We start from the raw sequence: 25,132 nt of genomic DNA, 5'->3' as shown, positions 1-25,132 counted from the left end.
GACTCAACGAATGGAGCGTGTGAACGGGAAGATTTTGGTGAAGCCTAGAATATCGGTTACTAGCAATACCAAGAAAACAAAGATGACGGCGCCAATAACGCCACCACCACCAGCACCGACTGGCGTGGAGTCAATTTTCTCTGCTAAACGCTGCACTTCTTCATCAGATAATGCCGCAACACGATCAACCGCTTGGTCTGAGTCAACACCAAAACGCGTCATTTGCGTACGTACTTCTTCGCGCTGAAGCCAATCCACCACCTGCGCACGTTGGCCTTCAATTGCAGCGCTATCGCTGCTCGACAAATACGTTTCCGGGGCAATGGGCCCAGCAATTGCAGCCATGCTCCAGGCGCTCGTAGTCACAATCAATACACTTGCTGTTGCAGCTCGAATGAACTTTTTCATTTTTATTACCTCATGGATAGCTTGTCCAATATACGCGTAAACCATCTACCACGTTGACATATCTCCAGTCGCGCCATTCTTTCGAACCGCTTAGTCAAAGCGCTAACATGCGCCTCTCAGCCGCGTCGGTCGGCCACAAATGGGTTGGTACGGCGCTCATGGCCAATGGTCGACATTGGGCCGTGGCCGGGCACAAAACGCATATCATCAGGCAGTATCCAGAGCTCACGCTTAATGGCATCGAGCAAGTCCTGATGGTTGCCCATAGGGAAATCGGTGCGGCCTATAGAGCCGGCAAACAGCACATCGCCAACAAAACTCACGCCTGCACTTTCAGAAATAAACACGACGTGGCCGGGCGTATGGCCAGGGCAATGACGCACCAATAAGGTCTCAGCGCCAACCGTAACTTCATTGCCTTGGTCTAACCAACGTGTCGGTGTAAATGGCCGCGCCGTGGGAAATTGAAACATGCGCGATTGATCATCTAAGCGATCGATCCAAAACTGATCGCCGGGGTGTGGTCCCTCAATTGGCAGGTGCAATTGCTCAGCCAAATCGGCCACGGCACCGGCGTGATCGATGTGTGCATGAGTGACTAGCAGCTTGGTGAGTGTCACGCCTTCGGAGGCGACCAGAGCCAATAGTTTATCGGCGTCACCGCCGGCATCAACGAGCGCTGCTTCATTGGTGGCATCGCACCAAATCAAACTACAATTTTGTTCAAACGGGGTCACGGGGTGAATACGAAAGCGTAAAGCCATTAACTCAGCTCCTGGTTCGGGCGACTGATTTCGGCCGCAGCGGGTGGTCGGTGCTCTGGTTTCAGGCGCACATAAAGGGTTTTATTCACGCGGGCAATCACTTGGCCATCGGCATCAACAACCTCCACAACAAGCTCGGGACGCACGGCGCCACCTGTGGCGGCCTGCGTTTTGATTTGCTCAAGCAGGCCATCAGGCAGGCGAAAGCAGGCAAATACTTGGCTCTTACCAGGGCGCAAAAAATCAATTTTCGCGGCCTGATCCCAGACAATATAGTTCGGCCCTAAGCGTCTCATTAGGATGAGCATGTAAAACGGATCGACCATGCTGTAAAGGCTGCCGCCAAAGTGCGTGCCGACGTAATTTTTATTCCAGAACGTTAGCTTCATGGAAACGTCGATTTCGCTAAAGTCTGGACTGATACGATCGACTCGAATACCCGCCCCTAAGAACGGAAAATACAAAGAAAACAACCACCGTAGACGACTCGCTTTCATACAGACACCTTCAGATATGATGACAATTTGGGCTACACTCGCCCCATCATTGCCAAGGAGCACTTTACCATGCCATCGATGGATGTCGTTTCAGAACTCGAGGTTTACGAGGTTAATCACGCCGTACAAAACACCACGAAAGAGATCGCTACGCGTTTCGACTTTCGCGGCTCGGAAGTATCGGTAAGCTTCAACGAGAAAAACAAAGAAATTAAACTTAGCGCTGAATCAGACTTTCAGGTCGAGCAAGTGCTCGCCATGCTCGAAAGCCAAATGATCAAGCGCAAAGTCGACCCACAAGTTTTCGATCCACAAAAAATGGAAGCCTCGGGCAAGTTCATGCACCAAATCATCAAGCTGAAAGATGGTTTGGACAGCGACACTGCAAAAAAAGTAGTGAAGCTATTAAAAGAAAATGGCCATAAAGTTCAAGCCAGTATTCAGGGCGACAAAGTGCGCGTGAGCGATAAAAAGCGCGATACCTTACAAACCGTAATGGCATTTTTACGCGAGCAGCAGCTGGGCTTGCCGCTGCAATTCAATAATTTCAAGGATTAATAGCGATGGCTTTTAGCAATAACATCACGCGCGCCATGCGGCCTTTTCAGGCCCTGCCAGAAAGTTTACGCCAACGCGCTATTTCAATGATTTTTGGTCGAGTAGTGCCTTTTGTTGGCACTTCGGCTCTGCTCTATGAAGAGATCAGCGAAACCCGTGTGATTGTCAGCATCAAGAACCGCCGTAAAGTGCAAAATCACATCAAAAGCGTGCACGCAGCAGCGATGGCGCTCTTAGCAGAAACCGCCTCAGGCTTTGTTGTTGGCGTGAACTTGCCCGATGACAAAATGCCGCTGATTAAAACCTTGAAGGTCGATTATGTTCGCCGTTCATCAGGTGATTTGCGCGCAGTGGCAACGCTCACGCAAGCCGACATCAACCGTATTCGTAACGAGCCAAAAGGTGAAGTGCTGGTGCCGGTCGTGGTGACTGACGCCACTGGCGAGCAGCCGGTGAATTGCGAGATGCTCTGGGCTTGGACCAGTAAGAAGCGTAAGTAAGCGCTCTTCAGCTCAATAATGCGGTGGCGGTGGCTCAATTTCCGGGCTACCGCTGCCGCTGGGCTGCAAGGTTCGCATCTGCTCGTATAAATGCCGCATATCGGCCTGCAAGCGCGCAATATGATCTTGCTGCGTCGCCACTAAGCGGTTCAATGCATCGAGCAAATCATCTTGATAAGCGACCTTTATTTCTAAGTCTGTCAGCCGCGACTCCATCATTATTCCTCAGCAAAACCTATGTGCCGCGCAGTATGGCAGAGGCTCTATAGGCCTGCATCTGTTAGACTCCGCGCCACTCAAACTTTAGCTGTTGTTATATCCATGGCCTTGCTTTCTCTGCGTGATGTATCCATTGCTTTTGGCGGCCCCGCGCTGCTATCAAAAGTGTCGTTTAGCCTTGAGCGTGGCGAGCGTGTCTGCGTTATTGGCCGCAATGGCGAGGGTAAATCGACCCTGCTAAAAATCATTGCCGGCGAATTGATAGCCGACACCGGCGAAGTCATGCGCACACAAGGTGCTCGCGTCGCGTCATTGCGCCAAGAGGTGCCACAGGGCTGGACCGGAACGGTTGAGGACATTATTGCCGGCGGCTTTGATGATCTGCCCGATAGCGATGCCGCTTTAGAGGACTGGGAAATCCAGATCCGCATCAACAAGATCACTACGCGCTTAAGCCTCGACCCATACGCAGACTTCAATTCGCTTTCTGGTGGTCGTAAGCGCCGCGTTTTGCTCGCACGTGCATTGGTTACCGAGCCCGACATCTTGCTGCTCGATGAGCCCACCAACCACCTCGACGTACGCTCGATCACTTGGATCGAAGATTTCCTTTTAGGCTGGAATGGCACGCTGTTGTTCATCAGTCACGATCGTCGCTTCTTAGGCAATTTAGCGACTCGCTTGGTCGAAGTCGATCGTGGCCAACTGCGCAGCTACCCCGGCAATTACGAAGCCTATTTAGAACGCAAAGCTGAGCAGCTAAGCGCCGAAGGCCATCAAAACGCGGTGTTTGATAAAAAGCTCGCGCAAGAAGAAGTCTGGATACGCCAAGGCATTAAAGCCCGCCGTACCCGTAACGAAGGCCGCGTGCGTGACTTAGAACAACTACGTCGCGAGCGCGCTGAGCGCCGTAATCGCCAAGGTAACGCGCGCTTGGTAATGGCCGAAGCGGAACGTTCAGGCAAGCTTGTACTAACGGCGGAGAACTTAAGCCTGAGTCTCGGTGGTCTCAACCTCGTTCAAGATTTCTCTACAGTCATTATGCGTGGCGATAAAATTGGCCTAATCGGCGATAACGGCGTCGGCAAAACCACGCTAATTCGTATGCTGCTAGATGACCTCGAGCCCGACGCTGGCAAAATCACTCACGGCACTCAGCTGTCCGTGAACTATTTTGACCAGCTCCGTAGCGCCCTCGACCTTGAGGCCACCGTGGTTGATAACGTTGGACAAGGTTCGGATTACATCGAGATTAATGGTCAGCGCAAACACATCCTGGGCTATCTACAAGACTTCCTATTCTCACCTCAACGCGCCCGTACGCCAGTGAAAGCGCTGTCGGGTGGCGAGCGTAATCGCTTGCTGCTGGCCAAACTATTCACGCGGCCAAGCAATGTGCTCATCCTCGACGAACCTACCAACGACCTCGATGTTGAAACACTGGAGCTGCTTGAAGAGCTGCTGGTTAGCTATCCAGGCACCCTACTGCTAATTAGCCACGATCGAGCCTTTTTAGACGCGGTTGTAACGAGCACATGGGTATTTGAAGGCGAAGGTCAGATCAATGAATACGTCGGCGGTTATGCTGATTGGTTGCGCCAACGTCCAGAGCCCATTAGCACAGTGAGCGAAGTGCCTACGGCGAAAGCCGCGGCCACTTCTGCGAAGCCAGCCAAGCGCAAGCTCAGCTTTAAAGAGCAGCGTGAACTCGATGCTATTCCTGGGAAAATCGATGCCTTGGAAGCTGAGCAGGCCGAGCTACAAGCGGCACTTGCCGATGGCCAACTCTTTGTTAGCGATCTCGAAAAAGCCACCGCGATGGCTCAGCGCCTGCCATTAATTGATGATGAGTTATTGGTGTTGCTGTCACGCTGGGAAGAGTTTGGCGGCGAAGCTTAAGATAAAAAAGCAAAGTGTGTGCCTCAAAGCTTGACCAAGCGGTCACGCTTTGGCAGGCTGCGCGCATTAATTTAAATGAGCGCCTTAAATGACAGCTTTAGCCTCACACAATACACCTTCCTACGACAACACCGATCTCCCTGATGTGCAAGCACCAGCGCCTTGGACACTGACAGGCCAAGGCTATTTAATCGCATTGAAAATGCCCGAAGATGTACTGGATAGCTGCACATTCACACCAAGCTCTTTACGCAGCTCACGCCGCAGCAAGCTTAGCATTGCCATGCTCGTGAACTACGACAGCAGTCCAGTCGGCCCTTACCAAGAGCTGTTATTCATACCTGGAAGCTTTCAGTTTAACGATGCCCGTCGTGCCAGCATTAGCCGCATTTATGTATCGAGCCAAGCCTCAGTTACTAATGGAAGGAGCAACTGGGGTATCCCGAAGGATCGCTGCGACTTTGAGATCAACTTTAATGATAGCGGCACCGACTCTGCTCGTCTCACTGCCGATAATGGCGACATGATTGCCGAATTAGTTCTTAGCAGCATGGGCCCTAAACTGCCGCTTCCAACTAATCTCGTGCCAAAAGCTATTCGCACATTGTCGCAAGTTTGGGAAGGTCTTGAGTACACGCTAACACCGTCAACGACCGGCCATGGCAAATGGGCGAAGGTAATCGACTGGAAGTTTAACTCAGATTATTTTCCCGACTTAGCGAAAGGCCGCTGTATCGCTGCGATAAAAATCACTGACTTTACAATGGTATTTCCGGAGCCTCGCATCCAAAGCTGGCGTGGTTGAGAGCGATGCAGCTAGAGCTTGAATGACTAAGCTCTAGCTGCACCTGGCCGCTTAGCGCGGCTGGTGGAATTTCCCCGAGCGCTGTACCACAGCCTCAATGAACGCACCGGCGTGCACCGGATCAACAAACTGTTCAATGCCATGGCCCAGGTTGAAGATATGGCCGCTACCGGCGGTTTCACCGAGCTCAGGCGTCCACACATTGGCATAGCTAGCTAGCAGTTGCTCTACTTCTTGCTCGATGCGTGGCAGCGGCGCGTAGAGCATGGATGGATCCATATTGCCTTGCAGCGCAACACGATGGCCTACGCGAGCACGCGCCTCGCCTAAGTCGGTGGTCCAGTCTAGACCCAAGGCATCAACGCCAGTGTCCGCCATTGCTTCCAACCATTGCCCACCGCCTTTGGTAAACAGGGTGATGGGCACACGACGACCGTCGTTTTCACGGATCAAACCATCGACGATTTGCTGCATATAGCGCAATGAGAACTCGCGATAAGCACCATGTGAAAGCGCCCCGCCCCATGAGTCGAAAATCTGAATAGCTTGCGCGCCGGCACGGATTTGCGCATTCAAATACAGTGTTACCGATTGCGCGAGTTTATCGAGCAGTGCGTGCAGCACTTCTGGGTTCGTCGCCATCAAGGTTTTCGACTCGCGGAAATCGCGCGATGAACCGCCTTGAATCATGTACGTCGCTAATGTCCACGGACTACCAGCAAAGCCAATCAGCGGCACTTGGCCTTTTAGCTCGCGACGAATCGTGCGCACCGCATCCATGACATAGCCCGTGTCTAACTCAGGGTCTGGGATAGGCAGCGCCGCAACATCGGCCATGGTGCGCACCGTACGTTGAAAGCGCGGGCCTTCGCCAGTTTCAAAATACAGACCCAAACCCATGGCATCGGGAATAGTCAGGATGTCGGAGAATAAAATCGCGGCATCAAGAGGAAAGCGACGCAGCGGCTGCATTGTGACTTCGCAGGCCAACTCAGGGTTTTTCATTAACTTCATGAAGTCGCCGGCCTGAGCGCGAGTAGCGCGGTATTCAGGCAGATAGCGCCCGGCTTGGCGCATCATCCAAACCGGTGTGCGGTCGGTGCTCTGACGCAGCAAGGCACGTAAGTAGCGATCATTTTGCAACTCAGACATCGACACTTTCCTCCAATCAATTTTGCGGTACATTTGCTGTCTGCACCTAGGCCGTCGTATTGTATCAGCGAACGAGGGAGTACTCAGACATGACACGATTTTTGCTGATATTGATATCAATAACACTAGTGAGCGCCTGCGCCACTCGCGAGCGCTATGAGGCACGTATCGACACCTATGTCGGCAAATCTATCAATGTGGTGATGGATGACTGGGGCTATCCCAGCGGTAGTTTCGAAGCCCCTAACGGTAATACGGTTTATACCTGGGATAAACAATCGAGCTATACCAGCTCACCCAGCGTACAGACCGGGGTTTTTACCGGCAGCAGCAATGGTGGATTTTTTACTGGCCTCGGCTTTGGTAGCAACACGATAACTCGCCGCTGCCAAACCTATTTTGAAGTCAATAAGCAGAAAGTGATTCTACGCTGGCGCACTCAAGGTAATGACTGCCGAGAGTAACTCTTAGCTTTCATAGAGCGCGCCACGACGTTTCTCGAGACATAAAAAAGGCCAGCATCAACGCTGGCCTTTTTTATCGGTCAGGATTATTTAAACGTCTAGATAATCCATGATGCCTTCAGCTGCCTGACGGCCTTCCCAAATCGCCGTCACCACCAAATCAGAGCCGCGCACCATGTCGCCACCGGCAAACACTTTCGGGTTGCTGGTTTGGAACTTATAGGTAGCAACTTCTGGCGCAGTGACGCGACCCGAGCTATCGGTTTCGATGCTGGTGCTGGCGAACCAATCAGCTGGGCTAGGGCGGAAACCAAAAGCCAGAACCACGGCATCGGCTGGTAAAATTTGCTCTGAGCCTGGCACGGGCTCTGGGCTACGGCGGCCACGCGCATCGGGCTCGCCAAGCTGAGTTTCGACGACCTTCACGCCAGTGACTTTATAACCGTCGCCAACGATTTCCACTGGCTGACGGTTAAACATAAACTGCACACCCTCTTCGCGCGCATTACGAACTTCGCGGCGTGAGCCCGGCATGTTTTCTTCATCACGGCGATAAGCGCAAGTCACGCTCTCCGCACCCTGACGAATCGATGTACGGTTGCAGTCCATGGCCGTGTCACCACCACCAAGCACCACCACTTTTTTACCGGACATATCGATGTAATCCGCAGGGTCTTTCTCGAAGCCGAGATTGCGATTTACGGTGGCGATAAGCAGGTCTAGCGCATCGTAAACACCGGGTAGCTCTTCGCCGGGAAAACCACCTTTCATATAGGTGTATGTGCCCATGCCCATGAAGACAGCGTCATACTCGCCTAGCAGCTCATCGATGCTTATGTCTTTGCCGATTTCGGTGTTAAGGCGGAACTCAATGCCCATGTCGCTGAAAATTTCGCGACGTTGGCTCATCACCGTTTTTTCCATTTTGAACTCGGGGATGCCAAAGGTCAGCAAACCACCGATTTCTGGATTTTTATCAAACACCACTGCTTTCACACCGGCACGAGTCAACACGTCGGCACAGCCCAAGCCAGCAGGGCCGGCACCAATAATCGCCACTTTTTTACCCGTCGCGACTACGCCAGACAGATCTGGACGCCAGCCCATAGCAAACGCCGTATCGACAATATACTTTTCAGTATTGCCGATAGTCACAGCGCCAAAACCATCGTTGAGGGTGCAAGCGCCTTCGCATAAACGATCCTGCGGGCAAACGCGGCCACAGACTTCTGGCAGCGTATTGGTTTGGTGGCAAAGCTCTGCTGCCTCAAACAAACGCCCCTCAGAAACCAACTGCAACCAGTTAGGAATATAGTTGTGCACGGGGCACTTCCACTCGCAGTAGGGGTTGCCGCAACTTAAGCAGCGATGCGACTGGCCTTCCACTTCTGGCTTAGTAAATGGTTGATAAATCTCGATAAACTCCGCTCGGCGGACACCAAGAGCTTTCTTAGATGGGTCATGACGCGCCACATCCAAGAATTGAAAATCGTTATTTAGGCGCTCTGCCATGATCTTGCCTCTTATTGCCGTTCGGGCTTACTGCGGATTAGACACGGTGCTTTTCAGCAGTTCTTTAATGTTGGCGGCTTTAGGTTTAACCAGCCAGAATTTGCGATGGTAATCATCAAACTCCTCCAACACGACACGCCCCCAGTCACTATCAGTCGCTTTTACGTAATCACGCAATACCGACTTCAAGTGATGGCGATGTGGGCCCATAGGTTCGGTACTGATGCGATGAATCTCGATCAACTCATGATTGCAACGATCGAAGAAGTTATTCTCCAAGTCGAGCACATAGGCGAAGCCGCCAGTCATACCGGCACCAAAGTTCAAGCCTGTTGAGCCCAAAATAGTAACCAAACCACCAGTCATGTATTCGCAGCAATGATCGCCAGCGCCTTCAATGACTGCATGACACCCCGAGTTACGTACCGCGAATCGCTCGCCAGCAGTACCGGCAGCATAAAGTGTGCCGCCCGTTGCGCCATAGAGGCAGGTGTTGCCGATTATGGCCGTGTCTTGCGACTTAAATGCAGCGCCTTTCGAAGGACGAATCACCAACTGACCGCCAGCCATGCCTTTACCGACGTAATCGTTGGCATCGCCTTCGAGGTGTAGGTTCAGGCCACCGGCATTCCAGACGCCAAAGCTCTGACCGGCAGTACCAGTGAATTTCAATGTGATCGGTGCATCGCTCATGCCTTGATCGCCATGACGCAGTGCAATTTCACCCGATACTCGTGCGCCAATTGAGCGGTCACAGTTACCGATAGAGTAACTAAACTCACCGCCTTTCTTGCCTTCAATCGCCGGCAAGATCTCAGCCACAATCTTCTCAGCCAACACACCTTTATCGAATGGCTCGTTGCGCTTGTCTTGGCAGAACTGTGGTTTATCTGCAGAGATGTGATCGTTTTTCAACAATGGCATCAGGTCTAGGCGCTTATGCTTTTCAGTCGTGCCGGGCAGACATTCAAGCAAGTCAGTACGACCAATTAGCTCGCTCAGTGAGGCTACACCGAGCACGGCCAACCATTGGCGCGTCTCTTCTGCGATGAACTTGAAGAAGTTCATCAGCATTTCGGGCTCACCAATGAAGTGATCCTGACGCAATTTATCTTGCTGAGTAGCAACGCCAGTGGCGCAGTTATTCAAATGGCAAATACGCAGGTATTTACAGCCTAAAGCGATCATTGGTGTTGAGCCGAAACCAAAGCTTTCTGCACCTAAAATAGCCGCCTTCACCACATCGAGACCAGTTTTCAAGCCACCATCGGTTTGCACGCGCACCTTGCCGCGCAGGTCATTAGCACGCAGCGCTTGTTGCGCTTCAGACAGACCTAATTCCCATGGCGAACCGGCGTGATGGATCGAGCTCAAGGGCGAAGCTGCAGTACCGCCGTCATAACCGGAAATAGTGATGAGGTCGGCGTAGGCCTTGGCAACACCAGCAGCAATGGTACCAACGCCAGGTTCAGACACGAGCTTGACCGACACTAATGCTCTTGGATTGACTTGCTTCAAGTCAAAAATAAGCTGCGACAAATCTTCGATCGAATAAATATCGTGATGCGGTGGTGGTGAAATCAGCGTCACACCCGGCACCGAATGGCGCAAACGAGCAATCAGAGCATTGACCTTGCCGCCTGGCAACTGGCCACCCTCGCCCGGCTTAGCGCCTTGAGCAACTTTAATCTGCAGCACTTCAGCACTAGCTAAGTAAGCTGGCGTGACACCAAAACGACCCGATGCAACTTGCTTAATTTTCGAGTTTTTCAGTGTGCCATAGCGCACAGGATCTTCGCCGCCCTCACCGGAGTTAGAGCGGCCGCCGAGTGTGTTCATGGCAATAGCAATCGACTCGTGAGCCTCAGGCGAGAGTGCGCCCAATGACATGCCTGCCGAGTCGAAGCGTCGCAGAATTGCTTCAAGCGGCTCGACTGCGTCAATCGCCAATGGTGTCGCAGCTTTTTTCAGCTGCAATAAATCACGCAGTGTCGTCACTGGGCGTAAGTTCACCAAGTCGGCATAGGCCTGATAGTCGCTGTAAGCACCGGAGCGTACGGCCGTGTGTAGGCTATTGATCACGTCTGGATTAAAGGCGTGATACTCCTTGCCATAAACAAACTTGAGCAAGCCACCTTGATCAATTTGCTTACGCGCACGCCATGCATCTGCACCAAGTAAACGCTGATCGACTTCCAGCTCAGCAAAGCCAGCGCCTTGAATGCGGCTTGGTACACCTTTAAAGCAAAGGTCGACCACTTCACGATTAAGACCAACCGCCTCAAAAAGCTGAGCGCCACGATAAGAGGCCACTGTAGAAATACCCATTTTTGATAGGATTTTCAGTAGACCTTTATCGACGCCTTTGCGGAAATACGCTTGCGCCTCAAGTGGGTCGCCAAGGATTTCGCCGCTGCGAGCCATATCGGCAATGATGTCATAAGCCAAATAAGGGTAAATAGCGGTAGCACCAAAGCCTAATAAAACGGCGAAATGGTGTGCATCGCGCGCGACAGCCGTTTCTACAATAAGGTTAGCGTCACAGCGCAAACCCACTTTTATTAAATAATGGTGAATAGCACCAGTTGCCATCAATGCGTTGATTGGCAAGTAGTTTTCACGAATATTTCGGTCACTTAAGACTAGCTGCGAACGACCAGCACTGACTGCAGTCTCAGCTTGTTTACAAACTCGTAGTATCGCCGCTTGCAAGCCTTCATCTTCGGCATAGTTTAAGTCGATAGTTTCCGACTCAAAGCCTGGCAGATCAACGCTTTGCAGCTGCTGGAATTTGCTATGCGAAAGTACAGGGCTGGAAACAATCGCGCGACGCGCATGCTCTGGCGTCTCTTCAAAGATATTCAGCTCTGGACCAAATGCTGTCTCCAAAGACATCACAATAGCTTCGCGCAAAGGATCAATTGGCGGGTTAGTGACCTGGGCAAACTGCTGGCGGAAATAATCCGCCAAGTGCCGCACGCGACCAGAGAGGACAGCCATTGGCGTGTCATCGCCCATTGAGCCGACAGCTTCTTGGCCAGCCTCTGCTAGCGGACGAATAATTTGATCGCGCTCTTCATACGTTACCAAGAACATTTTTTGGTAAATATTTAAGCGCTCACGAGACACTTGGCCAAGCAGCTGCTTCTCTAAAGCACGGTCGCTTTCGATACGACGAGCTTCTGCACGTAGCCATTTTTTATAAGGTTGCGCATTTTTCAGCACATCATCGATAGCTTTAGTATCGAGCAAAGTGCCGGTCTGCGTATCGACAGCAATCAACTTACCTGGGCCAACACGACCTTTAGAAATGACATCTTCTGGCGCGTAATTCCACACGCCAATCTCAGATGCTAGCGTGATATAGCCGTTTTTAGTGATGACATAGCGCGCTGGACGCAGGCCATTACGATCGAGCATACAAACCGCATAACGACCATCGGTAATGACTAAACCTGCCGGGCCATCCCAAGCTTCCATGTGCTTGGCGTTATATTCGTAAAATGCACGTAGATCGGTATCCATGGAGTCGACGTTTTGCCATGCAGGAGGCACTAGCGTACGCAGAGCACGGAATAGGCTCATGCCGCCAGCTAGTAGAATCTCCAGCATATTATCGAGGCTGGATGAGTCAGAGCCGGTCAGGTTGATGAGCGGCGTCAGTTCAGTCAGGCCCGGTAAATCTGGATGGGTAAACTTCGGCGTACGCGCCAATGCCCACTGACGATTACCACTGACAGTATTGATTTCACCATTGTGCGCCAAGTAGCGGAATGGCTGAGCCAAAGGCCAGCGAGGCAGCGTGTTGGTGGAGAAGCGCTGGTGAAATACGCAGATATGCGTAGCCATGCGAGGATCGCCGAGATCGGTGAAGAAGCTCGGCAAATCTGCCGGCATCACCAAACCTTTATACGATATGACTTGTGTCGATAGTGTCGTGACGTAATACAGCAAGTCATCACGCAGCTTTTGCTCTGCACGGCGACGCGCTAAAAATAGCTTACGATTAGCAGTCTCTTCATCAAAGCCGTCAGCCTGCACAAAGACTTGCTCAAAAACCGGTAAAGAGCGCAAGGCGATCTCGCCGAGGATACTGTTATCGGTAGGCACTTTACGCCAGCCAGCAACACTTAAACCTTCAGCTGCCAACTCGGCAGCTAATGTATCGCGCGCGTGCTGTGCTTTCACTGGATCGGTATTAAGAAAGACTAGGCCTGCCGCGAAGCGCTCATTGAGGCTAACGCCTAACTCGGCTTGAGCAACAGACTTGAAGAACTCTCGAGGCATGGCCAACAACAAACCGCAACCGTCTCCGGTCTTGCCATCGGCAGCAATAGCGCCTCGGTGCGTCATGCAGCTGAGTGACTCAATAGCTGTTTGAACTAGGTGGTGACTAGCATCGCCTGTCATGTGCGCTATGAGGCCAAACCCGCAGTTATCGCGAAATTCGTCGGGATGATATAAGCCTGCGTTGACGACCGTTGGTTCTTCCATCAATAAGTCACCTTATGAAACAAAGGTTTATGGTTTCCTTGTGGACACAGTAAAATCGCATACCACAAAAAATGGATGCGCATATTACTGGAAAACCGCGTTTTACTCAATTAGCCAGTGGTGATCTCACGCGCCGGCCTGTAAAAAAAACTACGGAGCTCGACCCTGATTTTTTTGTAGCGACTCGACTGGGTCTACTCCTTGAAATGGCTGAGCTGTTAGCTCTGCTGACTCTGCTTTAGCAGCCGCTGCCGCCCTAGCATTTGCCAGCGCCTCCTGCTGCGCCAAGTAATTTTTCGCTAAAACAGCGCGCACCGATGCCAGCGAAATTTGATAACTCTCCCACGGGCGCACTAAAAACTGCCCGCCAAAGCCAGTCAAGCTCTCCGCCACCGCTACCGCTTGGTCGCTGCTGTAAAACTCACCATAGCTTACAACGAAGCGTGACCTTGCTGTTGTGACTAAGCCCAGTGCAGGGTCTGGCATTTCTGGCAACTCAAAATAGCGTAAATCGGCGCTATTGCCATTTTGCGTCAAAAACTCCGTTGCGCCTCGCTCAGACGAAAACACCGCAAGCTGAATTGTGTAGCCAGCTTTGTCTTGTGCCGCCAGCCATTGCTCCGAACGATATTGCGAGTAGCGCTGCGGCGCTAAACCATCAAAAGGCACAGGCTGGTCGCCACCATTATCAGGCACTATTTCAGGGAAGGCACCAAAGCCTTCTTTAAATTCGGTTTCGCCAGCACGTACGATATTACCCAGCTCTTTTTCATTCATGTCGACACGCTCAGGTACTCTGGCATTGAGCACGACCAAGCCGATTATGAATACCACGATCAGAGCGAGACCGATGCGTGACTGGAAGCGAGAGACATTCATGCCGTGACTCCAGCTGCAGCCAAAGTGTCGCGAACTAAGCTTAGGTCAGTCATATCAACTACCACGGCCTCGCCCACGCGCTTCAGCAGCACCAAACGCAATTGACCATCAACGTTCTTTTTATCTACCGCCATAGCGGCAAGAAAGTCTGCTTGCGAAATGCTCACAGGAGCTTGCACAGGCAGGCCAGCAGCGAGCAGCAATGTGCGCAACTCTTTCACTTCGGTGGCGCTAATCCAGCCCATGCGTTGCGACAAATCTGCCGCCATCAACATGCCAACTGCGACCGCTTCGCCGTGTAGCCAGCTGCCATAGCCCATATTGGTTTCGATGGCATGACCAAAGGTATGACCTAAATTAAGCAATGCGCGGACATCATGCTGCTCTAGCTCATCGGCGGCAACCACTTCGGCTTTATGCTGACAGGAGCGCGCCACAGCCTCAGCTAAAACCGCTGGTTCGCGCGCCATCAATGCTGGCATCTGCTCATGCAGCCATTGCAAAAACGTAGTGTCGCGAATCAAGCCGTATTTGATGACTTCAGCCAAACCCGCCGACAGCTCACGATCAGGCAAAGTGCGCAGCACGGCAGTGTCGGCCAAAACCACTTGTGGCTGCATAAAGGCACCAATCATATTTTTTCCCAAAGAGTGATTGATGCCGGTTTTGCCGCCCACAGAGGAATCAACTTGCGCGAGTAAGGTAGTGGGAATCTGAATAAAATTAACGCCGCGCTGATAAGTGGCGGCAGCAAAGCCGGTCATATCGCCAATCACGCCGCCGCCAAGCGCTATTAATGTGGCTTTACGGCCAAATCGAGCCTGCAGCAAGGCATCAAAAATAAGCTGTAAATGCTGCCAATCTTTGTACTGCTCGCCATCGGGCAGAATCACTTCAGCAACGGTTAAGCCGGCCTTCTGCAGAACCTCGCGCACGGGAGCCAGATACAGCGGAGCGACCGTGGTGTTGCTGACCAACATGACTTGGCGGCCGACAATATGCGGCAAGAGCAAATCGGCTTGGGCAAATACCTGCTCATCGATATGAATAGGGTAACTGCGCTGACCTAAGGCCACGGTTAACACGGGCATGGGTTCTCGACCTGACTAAAGTGCGGGCTTAGCGTAAGCCCAACACTTGTAAAATATGGAATGCGACATCGCGCGCGCTGCTGCGCTCGGTGGGCATGATGTAGTGCGCAACCTCGCGATACAGAGGGTCACGCTCAATAAGCAAGGCGGTGAGTTTAGCGCGTGGGTCTGGCGTTTGCAGCAATGGCCGGTTTTGGTCGCGCGCCGTGCGCTCAAGCTGACGCTCTACCGGCGTTTCCAAGTAAATAACCGTGCCACGTGCATGTAAAGCCGCGCGATTTTCAGCGCGCATGATAGCGCCGCCGCCCGTTGCTAAAACGATGTGTTGCCGCTGCGTTAGTGCCTCAATAACCATGGACTCGCGCTGGCGAAAACCGGTTTCGCCTTCAATATCAAAGATCCATGGGATATTTGCACCCGTACGCGCTTCGATTTCATGATCTGAATCGATAAAGTCCCAGCGCAAAAGCTCGGCTATCTGGCGGCCGATAGTGGTTTTACCCGCTCCCATCGGTCCGACTAGAAAAATATTCTTCACCCTCGCCTGGCGCATCGTGTGTTCCCGTTTCTTCCGTTGGATAAACAGCGTCGCTTATCAGCTTAGGGGTGACAAAAATAAACAGCTCTTGTTCATCTTGGCGCATGGTATCGCGCCTAAACAAGGCACCAAGCACGGGTATTTTGCCCAAAAAAGGCACTGCACTGGTAGCTTTTACTGCTTGTTGGCGAAAGATACCGCCAAGCACTAGGGTCTGACCATCCCGTAATCGCACTTGTGTCTCTAAACGATTGGTATCAATAGCGCGTGAGCCATTGGGCTGCAGCTCGCCTGGACTGTCGTGACTAAGCTTTAATGACAACTGAATATCTCCGCCTGGCGAAATCGCCAGCACGATATCTAAGCTCAACTCGGCATTGATAAATCGCGTGGTGCTTGCGCCGCTTTGCGTGGTTTCTTGATAGGGGATTTGCTGCCCCGAGGCAATGCGTGCGGGCTGCTGCTCAGCAGTCATCACACTGGGTCGAGCCAGAATTTTGCCATCACCCTCACTAACTAGTGCCGATAGCGTTAAATCTAGCGTTGGCCCATCGATGCCTAATAAGCCATAGCGAATAGCTGAAGCATCAACGCCTGTAGCGGACAATGGGATCAAGCCACTACCGTTGACGCGCTTGAATGACCATTGCGCGCCGTAAGCACTGGATTTATTACGCGACACAGAAACCAGCTTCGACTCGATCAACACTTGCCGGCTGGCACGATCGAGCGTTAGCAGCCACTGCTTCAGCTGTGCTAAGCGCGCGGCATGATCGGTCACCAATAGCGTGTTAGTTCGGCTATCGGCATCGGCACGACCACGCGGGCCAAGTAAGCGCTCACCAGCATTCGTACTCGACAGTAGCTTAACTAGCTCCGATGACTTCGCATGATGCAAGATAATCAGCTCAGTCATTAGCGGTTCTCGAGACTCTTGCGCTAGGGCTTTGGCGCGCGCCTGCGTATCGCGCTGCGTAATCTCATCCAGCGGAGCCACCCAGAAAATATCGCCAACTTTTTCACGAGCCAATCCGCGAGCATGCAAAACAGCATCGAGCAGGCCGACACGGTCTTGAGCCTTGGCCTCAATGGTCACTTTGCCTTGCACGCGATCACTGAGCAGCACATTAATTTTTGCCGAACGCGCCATATCGACAATAACGGCGCGCGCATCGGCGTCACTTAGACTGACTTTCAAATTTGCTGCATGTGCAGTCGGCCAGATCAATACAAAGCATAGCCACGCCGCCCAACTAAGCACGTTACACATGCAGCCCTCCTTGGCAGCTCAACCTCGGCATCACACACTAGGTGTAGCAACGCCGACAACGAAATGCCAACCGCTCCCCGTGTCAGTCGTCGTTAAGCAAGCGTATACTTCGCGCTCTTGCGAGCACTAGCTCGATGTACGCACAAGGTGAGTTATGAGCGAACAGGCCGTGTCATTTCGTTGGTTGCGCTGGATGGGCTTAGGCCTAGCAGGTATTACGCTGAGCGCTAGCGGCTCTTGGCTAACGCTAACCCCAGAGCTACCCGACATTTCCATATTGAAGGAAGTGCGTTACGAAACGCCGCTGCAAGTGCTTACCCGCGAAGGTAAAGTCATTAGCGAGTTCGGCGTTAAGCACACGGTGCCATTGACCTATGCACAGATTCCGAAAACCTTGGTTAATGCGTTTTTAGCAGCCGAAGATGACCAATTTTTCCAGCATGACGGCATCGACTACTCCAGCCTAGGCCGCGCCTTTGGCGAGCTCGTCACCAGCGGCAGCATTCGCTCTGGTGGCTCGACGATTACCATGCAGCTGGCGAAAAACTACTTCCTCACCAATGCCCGCACATTCAATCGCAAATTCACCGAAATTCTGCTCGCTAAACGCATCGAAGACTCGCTTACCAAGCAAGAGATTCTTGAGCTCTATCTCAATAAAATCTACTTAGGTCAGCGCGCCTATGGCATTGGTGCTGCCGCCAAAATTTATTATGGCAAGCCCGTCGCGCAGCTCACTGTCGCCGAAATGGCGATGATTGCCGGCCTGCCCAAAGCACCATCGCGCTATAACCCAGTGGCCAATCCTGATCGCGCCATGGTCCGCCGCAACTGGATCATCGGTCGCATGCTTAAGCTCGGCTTCATCAATAAAGCCGACCACGACAAGGCGCTGAAAGCACCTGTCGGCCTGAACTACAAAAGTAGCTTGCAGGATGTCTCCGCGCCGTACTTGGCCGAAATGGTGCGTGAAGCGCTACTCGAGCGTTTCGGCGAAAAAGTCTATGACTCTGGCTATAAGGTCTACACCACCGTGGGGGTGAGCAATCAAGACGCCGCCAATAACGCCGTTATCAATGGCCTCTTAGCCTATGACCGTCGCCATGGCTGGCGCGGCGCCGAAGCGCGCGTAGACACTACACCGCTCAATACACTTTCACGCATCGGCACACTTGAACCCGCCGTTGTTTCAGCGGTAGCCAAGCAGTCCGCAACCGTCGAACTGCGCTCAGGCGAACGCGTGGTATTGAACTGGGATGCTATGCGCTGGGCGCGCCGCTATATCGACACCAATCGTTATAGCAACCTACCCACGACCGCCAGTCAAATCCTGAAAGTTGGCGACATTATTCGTCTTCAGCCCAATGGTAAAAGCTGGACTTTGGCGCAGATCCCACAAGTGCAGGGCCAGTTGATTGCTCTCAACCCTGAGACTGGCGCGATCGAAGCGCTGGTTGGCGGCTTTGACTATTCGCGCAGTAAATTTAACCGCTCAATACAAGGCCGGCGTCAGGCCGGCTCCATCATCAAGCCGTTTATTTATGCGAAAGCACTGGAGCGCGGCTATACGCCAGCGAGCTTGATTGACGATGCCCCACTCGATTTCGATGGCTGGCAACCGAGCAACTCTGACGGTAAATTCATGGGCCCGATCACGCTACGGCGCGCGCTCTACTTGTCCCGCAACTTGGTCTCGATCCGCCTACTGCAAGCCGTTGGCGTGTCGTCGGCGCGCAACTACATCAGCCGCTTTGGTATCGACCCAAAACATATGCCTAACAACCTAACGCTAGCGCTAGGCACAGGTGAAGTGTTGCCGGTACAAATGGCCACGGCTTTTGCCGCCATCGCCAACGGTGGCTTGCGCATCAACCCCTATTTCATCGAAAAAGTGGTCGACCGTTCAGGCAAAATTGTTTTCGAGGCCAACCCTCGTCGTGTTTGCCGCGAGTGCGAGATACCAACGGCCATCGTTGCCAGTGCACTTGAAACCAGTGGGGCTGCCGAAAACGAAGACGGCACCACGGTAATTCCAGCTGAAGCCGATGACAGCAGCGAAGCACCAATCAATAGCGAGCTGCAAATCGGCGGCCTCAGCACAACGCCTGCCGCAGACAAAAATCCCGCCTTACGTATCATGCGTCCGCGCGCAGCATGGCAGATGTACAACATCATGCAGGACGTGATTGTGCGCGGTACCGGGCGTGCAGCACTCAGCCTTGGCCGTAGCGATCTTGCCGGCAAAACCGGCACCACCGATGAGGCCAAAGACGCGTGGTTTGCTGGCTTTAACGGCAAGATGGTCGCAGTGAGCTGGGTCGGTTTCGATAAGCCTGCAAGCTTAGGTCGCAGTGAATACGGTGGCGTTGCCGCACTGCCAATCTGGCGTGAATACATGGCGACGGCTTTACGCGGCATGCCGATGAGCTTGCCGCCAGCACCACCAGGCTTAACAGCCATTACCATCGATCGCACGACAGGTCAGCGCACCGTAGACGACGACCCAAATGCGGTTAAGGAATGGTTCACTGATGAGCGTGTGCCGGCGATTCCTGAGCCGATACCCGTGCCGGTCGATCCGGCATCGGCAGAAGGTGCGACAGAGGGTGGCATCAGTGGTGCTATCAAGCGCCTACTCAATAGCGTGCCCTAAAACCTAGCTCAGCTCCTGCGGGTCGATGTCGATAGACCATCGTACCCGCCGCGCTTCGGGCGAGGCCTCAAGCCAAGCCACTACGCGCGACAAGGCCAAATGCAGCGGCTTGCGTTCAGTCGTTTTCAGCAATAAATGCCAGCGATGCATGCCGGCTTTGCGCGCCATTGGTGCCGGCATCGGCCCCCACGCTTGCACCAATGGCTCATCTTCGCGCAGCCAATGTGCGACATCACTCAGTAGCTCTTGCGGCGCGCTATCCTGCGGCGCTTCAGCGCGCAGCAGCGCCATACTCGCGGCTGGCGGCAAGCCCATCAGCTGGCGCTCATTAAGCAGAGTTTGTGCGCAGGCGTCATAGCCTTGGCTAAATAATTGCTGCAATAAAGGATGGTCGGGCTGATGCGTTTGTATCAACACGCGCCCAGGCTTTTCCGCACGCCCTGCTCGCCCTGAGACCTGCACCAACTGCTGCGCCAAGCGCTCAGGGCCACGAAAATCGGCGCTAAATAAACCGCCATCACAGTTGGGAATCACCACCAAAGTGACATTGGGGAAATGATGGCCTTTTGCCAACATTTGGGTGCCGACCAAAACCGCTGCCTCCGGCTTGGCGATGGCATTCATCAAGACATCGAAGCTGCCTTTTCGGCGCGTACTATCACGATCGACGCGATACACCGGCGTATTGGCGAAGTGCTGACTCAGGGCATCAGCCAAGCGCTCGGTGCCGACTCCGGCTGGGCGTAAATCACTGCTGCCACAATCGGGGCAATGCATGGGTGGCGGTCGCTCGCTGCCGCAATGGTGGCATTGCAGACGCATCGGCGCGCGATGCAAGGTTGGCTTGGCATCGCAGCGATCACAGCCGGCCTGCCAGCCACAGGCGTGACAAAGCATGACGGGAGCAAAGCCACGGCGGTTGAGGAAAACCAAAACTTGCTCACCACGCGCTAGCGTTTCAGTCATGGCCTCACGCGCCGCTGTGCATAGACCATCCGTCAAAATCTGGCCGCGCAAATCCACGCAGCGCACCAAAGGCGCTTTCGCTCCACCTGCTCGCAGCTTGAGCTCTAGGCGCTGATAACGCCCCGCATGAACATTGGCTAATGTCTCTAATGACGGCGTTGCCGAGCCCAAAACAATGGGAATGTTTTCGAGCTGTGCACGACGTATCGCCACATCGCGACCATGATAGCGAAAACCTTCCTGCTGCTTAAACGACAAGTCATGCTCTTCATCGATGACGATCAAGCCCGGACGCGCCAACGGCGTAAACACAGCCGAGCGCGTGCCGATAACAATTCCCGCCAAACCCTCGCGCGCTTGTCGCCAAACTTGCATGCGTTCGCGATCACTTAAGCCAGAATGCAGCGCCAACACTGGGCAGCGAAAACGCGCCTGAAAACGCGCCACTGTTTGCGGCGTTAAACCAATTTCCGGCACTAGCACTAAAACCTGGCGACCACTGCGCAGCACTTGAGCAATATGCTGCAAATACACTTCGGTTTTACCGCTGCCGGTGACGCCTTGTAAAAGCCAAACTCGAAAGCCATCCTCAGCTTTCCTTAGTGCATCGAAAGCAACAGCCTGTTCAGCATTAAGCCTAAGTTCAGCTTGAGCCAAGCCCAATGCCGGCCAAGCTGGCGTCGGTGCTTTTGCTGCATGTTCAGGCTGAAAACATTCGGCCAAACCCTTTTCACTCAAGGCCTTCAATGCTTCGCGCGCAATCTGCAGCGCCCGGCAGGTGGTTTCAGATAAACCTTGTGGATGCGCACTTAATAGCTGCAATGCAGCCAATTGTTTCGGCGCACGACTCAAGCCATCCTCGCTTAATGCTAGACCGCGCGCAGTCAGCCGCCAGCACGACTCAAGCGTGGCGCGCAAAGGCTCACCTTGGCGAATCAAGGCCGGCACCATTTGCGTAAGTGCATCGCCAATAGGATGCTGATAATAGCGCGCTGCCCATAGCGCTAACTGCCAAAGCTCCGCATTCAGAGCGGGTTCGCTATCAATGATCTCAAGCACAGCGCGCATTTTTGCTGCCGGCACATCGCTCTCTGCGGCCTCATGCAGCAGCCAGCCAATAACCTCGCGGCGGCCAAAGGGTGCTCGCACGCGCACACCCGGCGGCAGCTCGTGCACACCAGCAGGCAGGCGATAATCGAAGCCATGGCGCAGAGGCGATGGCAGGGCAAGATGAGCGATAGGCATGGCGCGCAGACTAGCACTCTGGCCAAGCTTGCAGCTAGCGCCTCTTCCTAGTACTTGCATGCAGCGCTTGGCTAAACATCGATCATCGCCTAGAATGCGCGTCCTTGTTGAGCTTGGCCGCAACGAAGCGATGTTTGCGGTGAGCCAAGAGAATGGCCTGTTGTCGTGCCTGTGCGTTTGCTTCAGCTGCCTGTAAAGGCAGATAAAAGCCCGTCAGGAGCGCGACACACCCTTAACCCGTTCCTTGATTTAGGTAAACATTATGCGTGCTGATATCCATCCAAAATACGAAGCAGTCAAAGCCACTTGCTCATGCGGCAATGTCTTTGAAACCCGTTCAACCTCGTGCAAAGACTTTCTGATCGACGTCTGCTCAGCTTGCCACCCGTTCTACACTGGCAAACAGAAAAACGTCGAAACTGGCGGTCGTATCGACAAGTTCAAACAACGCTTTGGCGGCGCCCGCAGCTTCAAGAAGTAAACTGCGGCTGCCACGCCCCGCGTGGATCAGAAAAAGGCGGGCACCTTCCAAGGGCTCGCCTTTTTTATTGCTACAATCGCCACGATTTTTAAGACTCGGATGCCTCAATGAAGCACGCGCTCGAAACGCTACTAGCAGCTGCCCTCGACACACTACGTCAAGACGGCCTATTGCCGGCCGATTTTCAGCCCACACTGCAGTTTGAGCGCACCCGCGATCCTGCACATGGCGACTGGGCTAGCAATATCGCGCTGATGTCGGCGAAAGCCGCAGGCAAACCACCACGCGTAATTGCTCAAGCCATCATTGATGCCCTACCCGCCAACGACGCTATTAGCCGCGTTGAGCTGGCAGGCCCTGGCTTTATCAACTTCTTTTTAAATGCCGGCAGCCGCTTTGCCGCCATCGAACACATTTTGAAAGACGCGCAAGCATATGGATCGCCCAACATCGGCAATGGCCAACGCGTGCTGCTCGAATACGTCTCGGCAAACCCCACAGGCCCCATGCATGTCGGTCACGGTCGCGGCGCGGCTTATGGTTCTGCACTAGCAAGCTTGCTCCGTGCCACCGGTTATGTGGTCGATACCGAGTACTACGTGAATGACGCCGGCCGCCAAACCGACGTACTCGCAGTATCGGTGTATTTGCGTTACCTCGAGGCCTTAGGCGAGACCGTCGCTATTCCTTCGCGCGCTTATCCAGCCGAATACATTATCGAGTGCGCACAGGCTTTAGTCGCTCGCGATGGCCGTGCTTACTTCCTACCTTATGCCGAGCTAATGACCGGTGTTTTGCCCGATAGCGCTGATGATGGCGATGAAGCGAAAGCCATCAAAGAAGCGCATATCGACTCATTAATTGCACGCGTGCAGGAAGTTTTGGGCGCGGGCTATCGCACGCTGCAAGACTTCGCGCTCGACACTCAACTCGCCGCAATCAAAACTACTTTGGCGGCGTTTAATGTCTCTTTCGATGCGTGGTTCTCTGAGCGTAGCCTGGCCGAGAGCGGTGCTATTGACCTAGCCATTTCGCGCCTGCGTGAACGCGGCCATGTCTATGATAAAAATGGCGCACTTTGGCTGCGCACCAGCGCCTTGGGCGATGAAAAAGATCGCTGCATGGTCCGTGACAACGGCGTCCACACTTACTTCGCCGCCGATGTCGCCTACCACTTAAATAAACTTGATCGTGGCTATGACGTGCTCATCGATGTCTGGGGCGCCGATCACCACGGCTATATCGCTCGCGTTCGTGCGGCCATCGAAGCACTGACTGGCGAAGGCGATAAATTTGTCGTCGCGCTGATTCAGTTCGTCACTTTGTCATCGGGCCGGATGGGCAAACGCTCAGGCAATTTCGTCACGCTATCGCAGCTGATTGAAGAGGCCGGCAATGACGCCACGCGCTTCTTCTATCTGTCGCGCGCACCGGAACAACACCTCGAATTCGATATCGATTTAGCGCGCTCACAATCGGCCGAAAATCCGGTGTATTACTTGCAGTACGCGCACGCTCGCATCGCCAGCATTTTCCGCGAATGCGCTACCCGCGACTTGAGTTTCGACGCCGCTGCTGGCCTCGCCGCATTGCCATCACTCGCCGATGCTGGTCTCACCGAGCTGGTGAAACGCCTCGACGCCTGGCCCGATGCCGTCGCCAATGCGGCCCGCCAACAAGCACCGCACCAGCTCGCATTTGCCTTGCGTGAACTCGCGCAAGAGTTCCATAGCTATTACAACACCAACAAAATGTTGGTCGATGACAGCTCGCTGCGTCACGCCCGCCTCACGGTGAGCCTAGCAGTGCAAAAAGTCTTAGCCCACGGCCTAGGCTTGCTTGGCGTGGCAGCACCGGAGCGAATGTAAACCTGTGGCCACCAACTCACGCCGACCAGCTTCAGGCGCCACTCGCAATGGCGCTAGCAAAAGCAAATCGTCCGCATCAAAGCGCCCGCAAGGTGCAGCGCGCAGAACAACGCAGCAGCCACCGCGACGCCGCATGCCGCCTGGCCGTCTTATCCTATTTGTCTTGCTAGCAGGCCTACTTGGCTATGGCATTTGGACGCTACAGTATCGCCCCAGCGAAGAGGTTGAAGGTGTACCGGCTGCGCTTAGCAGCCTAGATGAGGCGTCACAACAAGCACCAGCAGCCAAAACGCCCGCGAAAAAACCGGCTGAACGTTTTGAGTTTTACGATATTTTGCCAAATCAGCGAGTGCTGCCATCACGCACGCCTGATGCTCGCAGTGCGCCACGACCACAGGCGAAAACTCCAGCGACTACGCCTGAAGCTAGCGAGCAGTCATCACCGCGATGGCTACAAGTCGGTGCATTTCGCAACGGCACACAGGCCAATGAGCGCTTAGCTCAACTCAAGTCTTTAAATATTCCCGCGCAACGCCAAAGCGGCTTCGATGCGCAAGGCAAACCGCTAGAGCGTATTGTCGCCGGCCCATTTGATAGCGCACGTCATCTAGCTGATGCGCGCGCACGTTTGGCTACCGAAGGCCTCGATGCCATCCCCTTAAGCAGTCTGGGAGACAGCCAATGACAACTATTTTATGTGTACGCCGTGGCAACACTGTCGTACTCGGCGGCGACGGCCAAGTATCGCTTGGCAATACCGTGATGAAAGGCAACGCGCGTAAGGTCCGTCGCCTCTATAAAGATCAAGTAATTGCTGGATTTGCCGGCGGTACAGCAGATGCCTTCACTCTGTTTGAATACTTCGAAGC

22 protein-coding genes are annotated in these 25,132 nt (G+C 53.6%); 10 read left to right on the top strand and 12 right to left on the bottom strand.

Translation table 11 applies throughout. The annotated features are described in order from the left end of the window. Positions 1-3: 3 nt before the first annotated feature. From AC3DKE_RS00320 to AC3DKE_RS00310, 3 genes are all read right to left on the bottom strand, one after another. Complete coding sequence (locus AC3DKE_RS00320; protein ID WP_379070824.1) at positions 4-408, bottom strand: PA2779 family protein; 405 nt, start codon at positions 406-408, stop codon at positions 4-6. Between the two features lie 116 nt (positions 409-524). Then, positions 525-1,172, bottom strand: a complete 648-nt coding sequence (locus tag AC3DKE_RS00315; protein ID WP_411729433.1) for an MBL fold metallo-hydrolase — start codon at positions 1,170-1,172, stop codon at positions 525-527. Next, positions 1,172-1,669 carry a DUF4442 domain-containing protein gene (locus tag AC3DKE_RS00310; protein WP_487989680.1) on the bottom strand — a complete coding sequence of 166 codons (498 nt, stop codon included), beginning with the start codon at positions 1,667-1,669 and terminating at the stop codon, positions 1,172-1,174. The genes AC3DKE_RS00315 and AC3DKE_RS00310 overlap by 1 nt, the downstream gene beginning before the upstream one ends. A 69-nt stretch (positions 1,670-1,738) precedes the next feature. Here AC3DKE_RS00310 and AC3DKE_RS00305 point away from each other — a divergent pair, with 69 nt between their 5' ends. Continuing rightward, positions 1,739-2,227, top strand: coding sequence for a YajQ family cyclic di-GMP-binding protein (locus AC3DKE_RS00305; RefSeq protein ID WP_340675496.1), 489 nt, complete (start codon positions 1,739-1,741; stop codon positions 2,225-2,227). A 5-nt stretch (positions 2,228-2,232) separates the two neighbouring features. Continuing rightward, complete coding sequence (locus tag AC3DKE_RS00300; RefSeq protein WP_340675495.1) at positions 2,233-2,727, top strand: DUF4442 domain-containing protein; 495 nt, start codon at positions 2,233-2,235, stop codon at positions 2,725-2,727. 12 nt (positions 2,728-2,739) lie between these two features. On the opposite strand, the gene AC3DKE_RS00295 is transcribed toward AC3DKE_RS00300, so the two are convergent. Further along, on the bottom strand, positions 2,740-2,946 hold the full coding sequence (locus AC3DKE_RS00295) for a SlyX family protein (RefSeq protein WP_340675494.1): 207 nt from the start codon (positions 2,944-2,946) through the stop codon (positions 2,740-2,742). Between the two features lie 102 nt (positions 2,947-3,048). On the opposite strand from AC3DKE_RS00295, the gene AC3DKE_RS00290 reads away from it, so the two are divergent. Both AC3DKE_RS00290 and AC3DKE_RS00285 read left to right on the top strand, forming a co-directional pair. Further along, positions 3,049-4,845 carry an ATP-binding cassette domain-containing protein gene (locus AC3DKE_RS00290; RefSeq protein ID WP_340675493.1) on the top strand — a complete coding sequence of 599 codons (1,797 nt, stop codon included), beginning with the start codon at positions 3,049-3,051 and terminating at the stop codon, positions 4,843-4,845. An 88-nt stretch (positions 4,846-4,933) separates the two neighbouring features. Further along, positions 4,934-5,650 carry a hypothetical protein gene (locus AC3DKE_RS00285; protein ID WP_487989678.1) on the top strand — a complete coding sequence of 239 codons (717 nt, stop codon included), beginning with the start codon at positions 4,934-4,936 and terminating at the stop codon, positions 5,648-5,650. Positions 5,651-5,701: 51 nt separating this feature from the next. Here the strand turns inward: AC3DKE_RS00285 and hemE are convergent, their stop codons facing one another. After that, positions 5,702-6,802, bottom strand: a complete 1,101-nt coding sequence (gene hemE, locus AC3DKE_RS00280; RefSeq protein WP_484216378.1) for a uroporphyrinogen decarboxylase — start codon at positions 6,800-6,802, stop codon at positions 5,702-5,704. Between the two features lie 89 nt (positions 6,803-6,891). On the opposite strand from hemE, the gene AC3DKE_RS00275 reads away from it, so the two are divergent. Beyond that, entirely contained in the window at positions 6,892-7,266 is a 375-nt protein-coding gene (locus AC3DKE_RS00275) for a hypothetical protein (RefSeq protein WP_340675490.1), read from the top strand. A gap of 90 nt (positions 7,267-7,356) precedes the next feature. Here the strand turns inward: AC3DKE_RS00275 and AC3DKE_RS00270 are convergent, their stop codons facing one another. From AC3DKE_RS00270 to AC3DKE_RS00245, 6 genes are all read right to left on the bottom strand, one after another. Further along, entirely contained in the window at positions 7,357-8,778 is a 1,422-nt protein-coding gene (locus AC3DKE_RS00270; RefSeq protein WP_487989676.1) for an FAD-dependent oxidoreductase, read from the bottom strand. 27 nt (positions 8,779-8,805) lie between these two features. Continuing rightward, positions 8,806-13,272: a glutamate synthase large subunit gene (gltB, locus tag AC3DKE_RS00265; RefSeq protein WP_411729438.1), complete on the bottom strand. Its 4,467-nt coding sequence runs from the start codon at positions 13,270-13,272 to the stop codon at positions 8,806-8,808. Positions 13,273-13,422: 150 nt separating this feature from the next. Then, complete coding sequence (locus tag AC3DKE_RS00260) at positions 13,423-14,151, bottom strand: hypothetical protein (RefSeq protein ID WP_379070853.1); 729 nt, start codon at positions 14,149-14,151, stop codon at positions 13,423-13,425. After that, on the bottom strand, positions 14,148-15,242 hold the full coding sequence (gene aroB / locus AC3DKE_RS00255; RefSeq protein WP_487989673.1) for a 3-dehydroquinate synthase: 1,095 nt from the start codon (positions 15,240-15,242) through the stop codon (positions 14,148-14,150). The genes AC3DKE_RS00260 and aroB overlap by 4 nt, the downstream gene beginning before the upstream one ends. Before the next feature lie 28 nt (positions 15,243-15,270). Then, positions 15,271-15,753, bottom strand: a complete 483-nt coding sequence (gene aroK / locus AC3DKE_RS00250) for a shikimate kinase AroK (RefSeq protein WP_379072149.1) — start codon at positions 15,751-15,753, stop codon at positions 15,271-15,273. Beyond that, entirely contained in the window at positions 15,740-17,050 is a 1,311-nt protein-coding gene (locus AC3DKE_RS00245) for a secretin N-terminal domain-containing protein (protein ID WP_487989671.1), read from the bottom strand. Before AC3DKE_RS00245 ends, aroK begins: the two co-directional genes overlap by 14 nt. 154 nt (positions 17,051-17,204) lie before the next feature. Between AC3DKE_RS00245 and AC3DKE_RS00240 the strand changes: the two genes are divergently transcribed. Continuing rightward, positions 17,205-19,703, top strand: coding sequence for a penicillin-binding protein 1A (locus AC3DKE_RS00240; RefSeq protein ID WP_340675483.1), 2,499 nt, complete (start codon positions 17,205-17,207; stop codon positions 19,701-19,703). 3 nt (positions 19,704-19,706) lie between these two features. On the opposite strand, the gene AC3DKE_RS00235 is transcribed toward AC3DKE_RS00240, so the two are convergent. Beyond that, on the bottom strand, positions 19,707-21,974 hold the full coding sequence (locus AC3DKE_RS00235; protein ID WP_484216907.1) for a primosomal protein N': 2,268 nt from the start codon (positions 21,972-21,974) through the stop codon (positions 19,707-19,709). Between the two features lie 202 nt (positions 21,975-22,176). Here AC3DKE_RS00235 and rpmE point away from each other — a divergent pair, with 202 nt between their 5' ends. From rpmE to AC3DKE_RS00215, 4 genes are all read left to right on the top strand, one after another. Then, the gene (gene rpmE / locus AC3DKE_RS00230; RefSeq protein WP_340675481.1) at positions 22,177-22,395 is read left to right on the top strand and encodes a 50S ribosomal protein L31; all 219 of its coding nucleotides are present in this window, start codon (positions 22,177-22,179) and stop codon (positions 22,393-22,395) included. A 107-nt stretch (positions 22,396-22,502) separates the two neighbouring features. Beyond that, positions 22,503-24,263 (top strand): arginine--tRNA ligase, encoded by a 1,761-nt coding sequence (gene argS / locus AC3DKE_RS00225; protein ID WP_487989670.1) that lies wholly within the window; start codon positions 22,503-22,505, stop codon positions 24,261-24,263. Between the two features lie 133 nt (positions 24,264-24,396). After that, positions 24,397-24,948: an SPOR domain-containing protein gene (locus AC3DKE_RS00220; RefSeq protein WP_487989668.1), complete on the top strand. Its 552-nt coding sequence runs from the start codon at positions 24,397-24,399 to the stop codon at positions 24,946-24,948. Continuing rightward, positions 24,945-25,132 (top strand): Ntn hydrolase family protein (locus AC3DKE_RS00215; RefSeq protein ID WP_487989666.1); only part of this gene is annotated, 188 nt, incomplete at its 3' end. The genes AC3DKE_RS00220 and AC3DKE_RS00215, both read left to right, overlap by 4 nt.

The sequence above is a fragment of the Paraperlucidibaca sp. genome, assembly GCF_982810325.1.
This window is presented reverse-complemented; position numbering and strand designations above follow the sequence as displayed.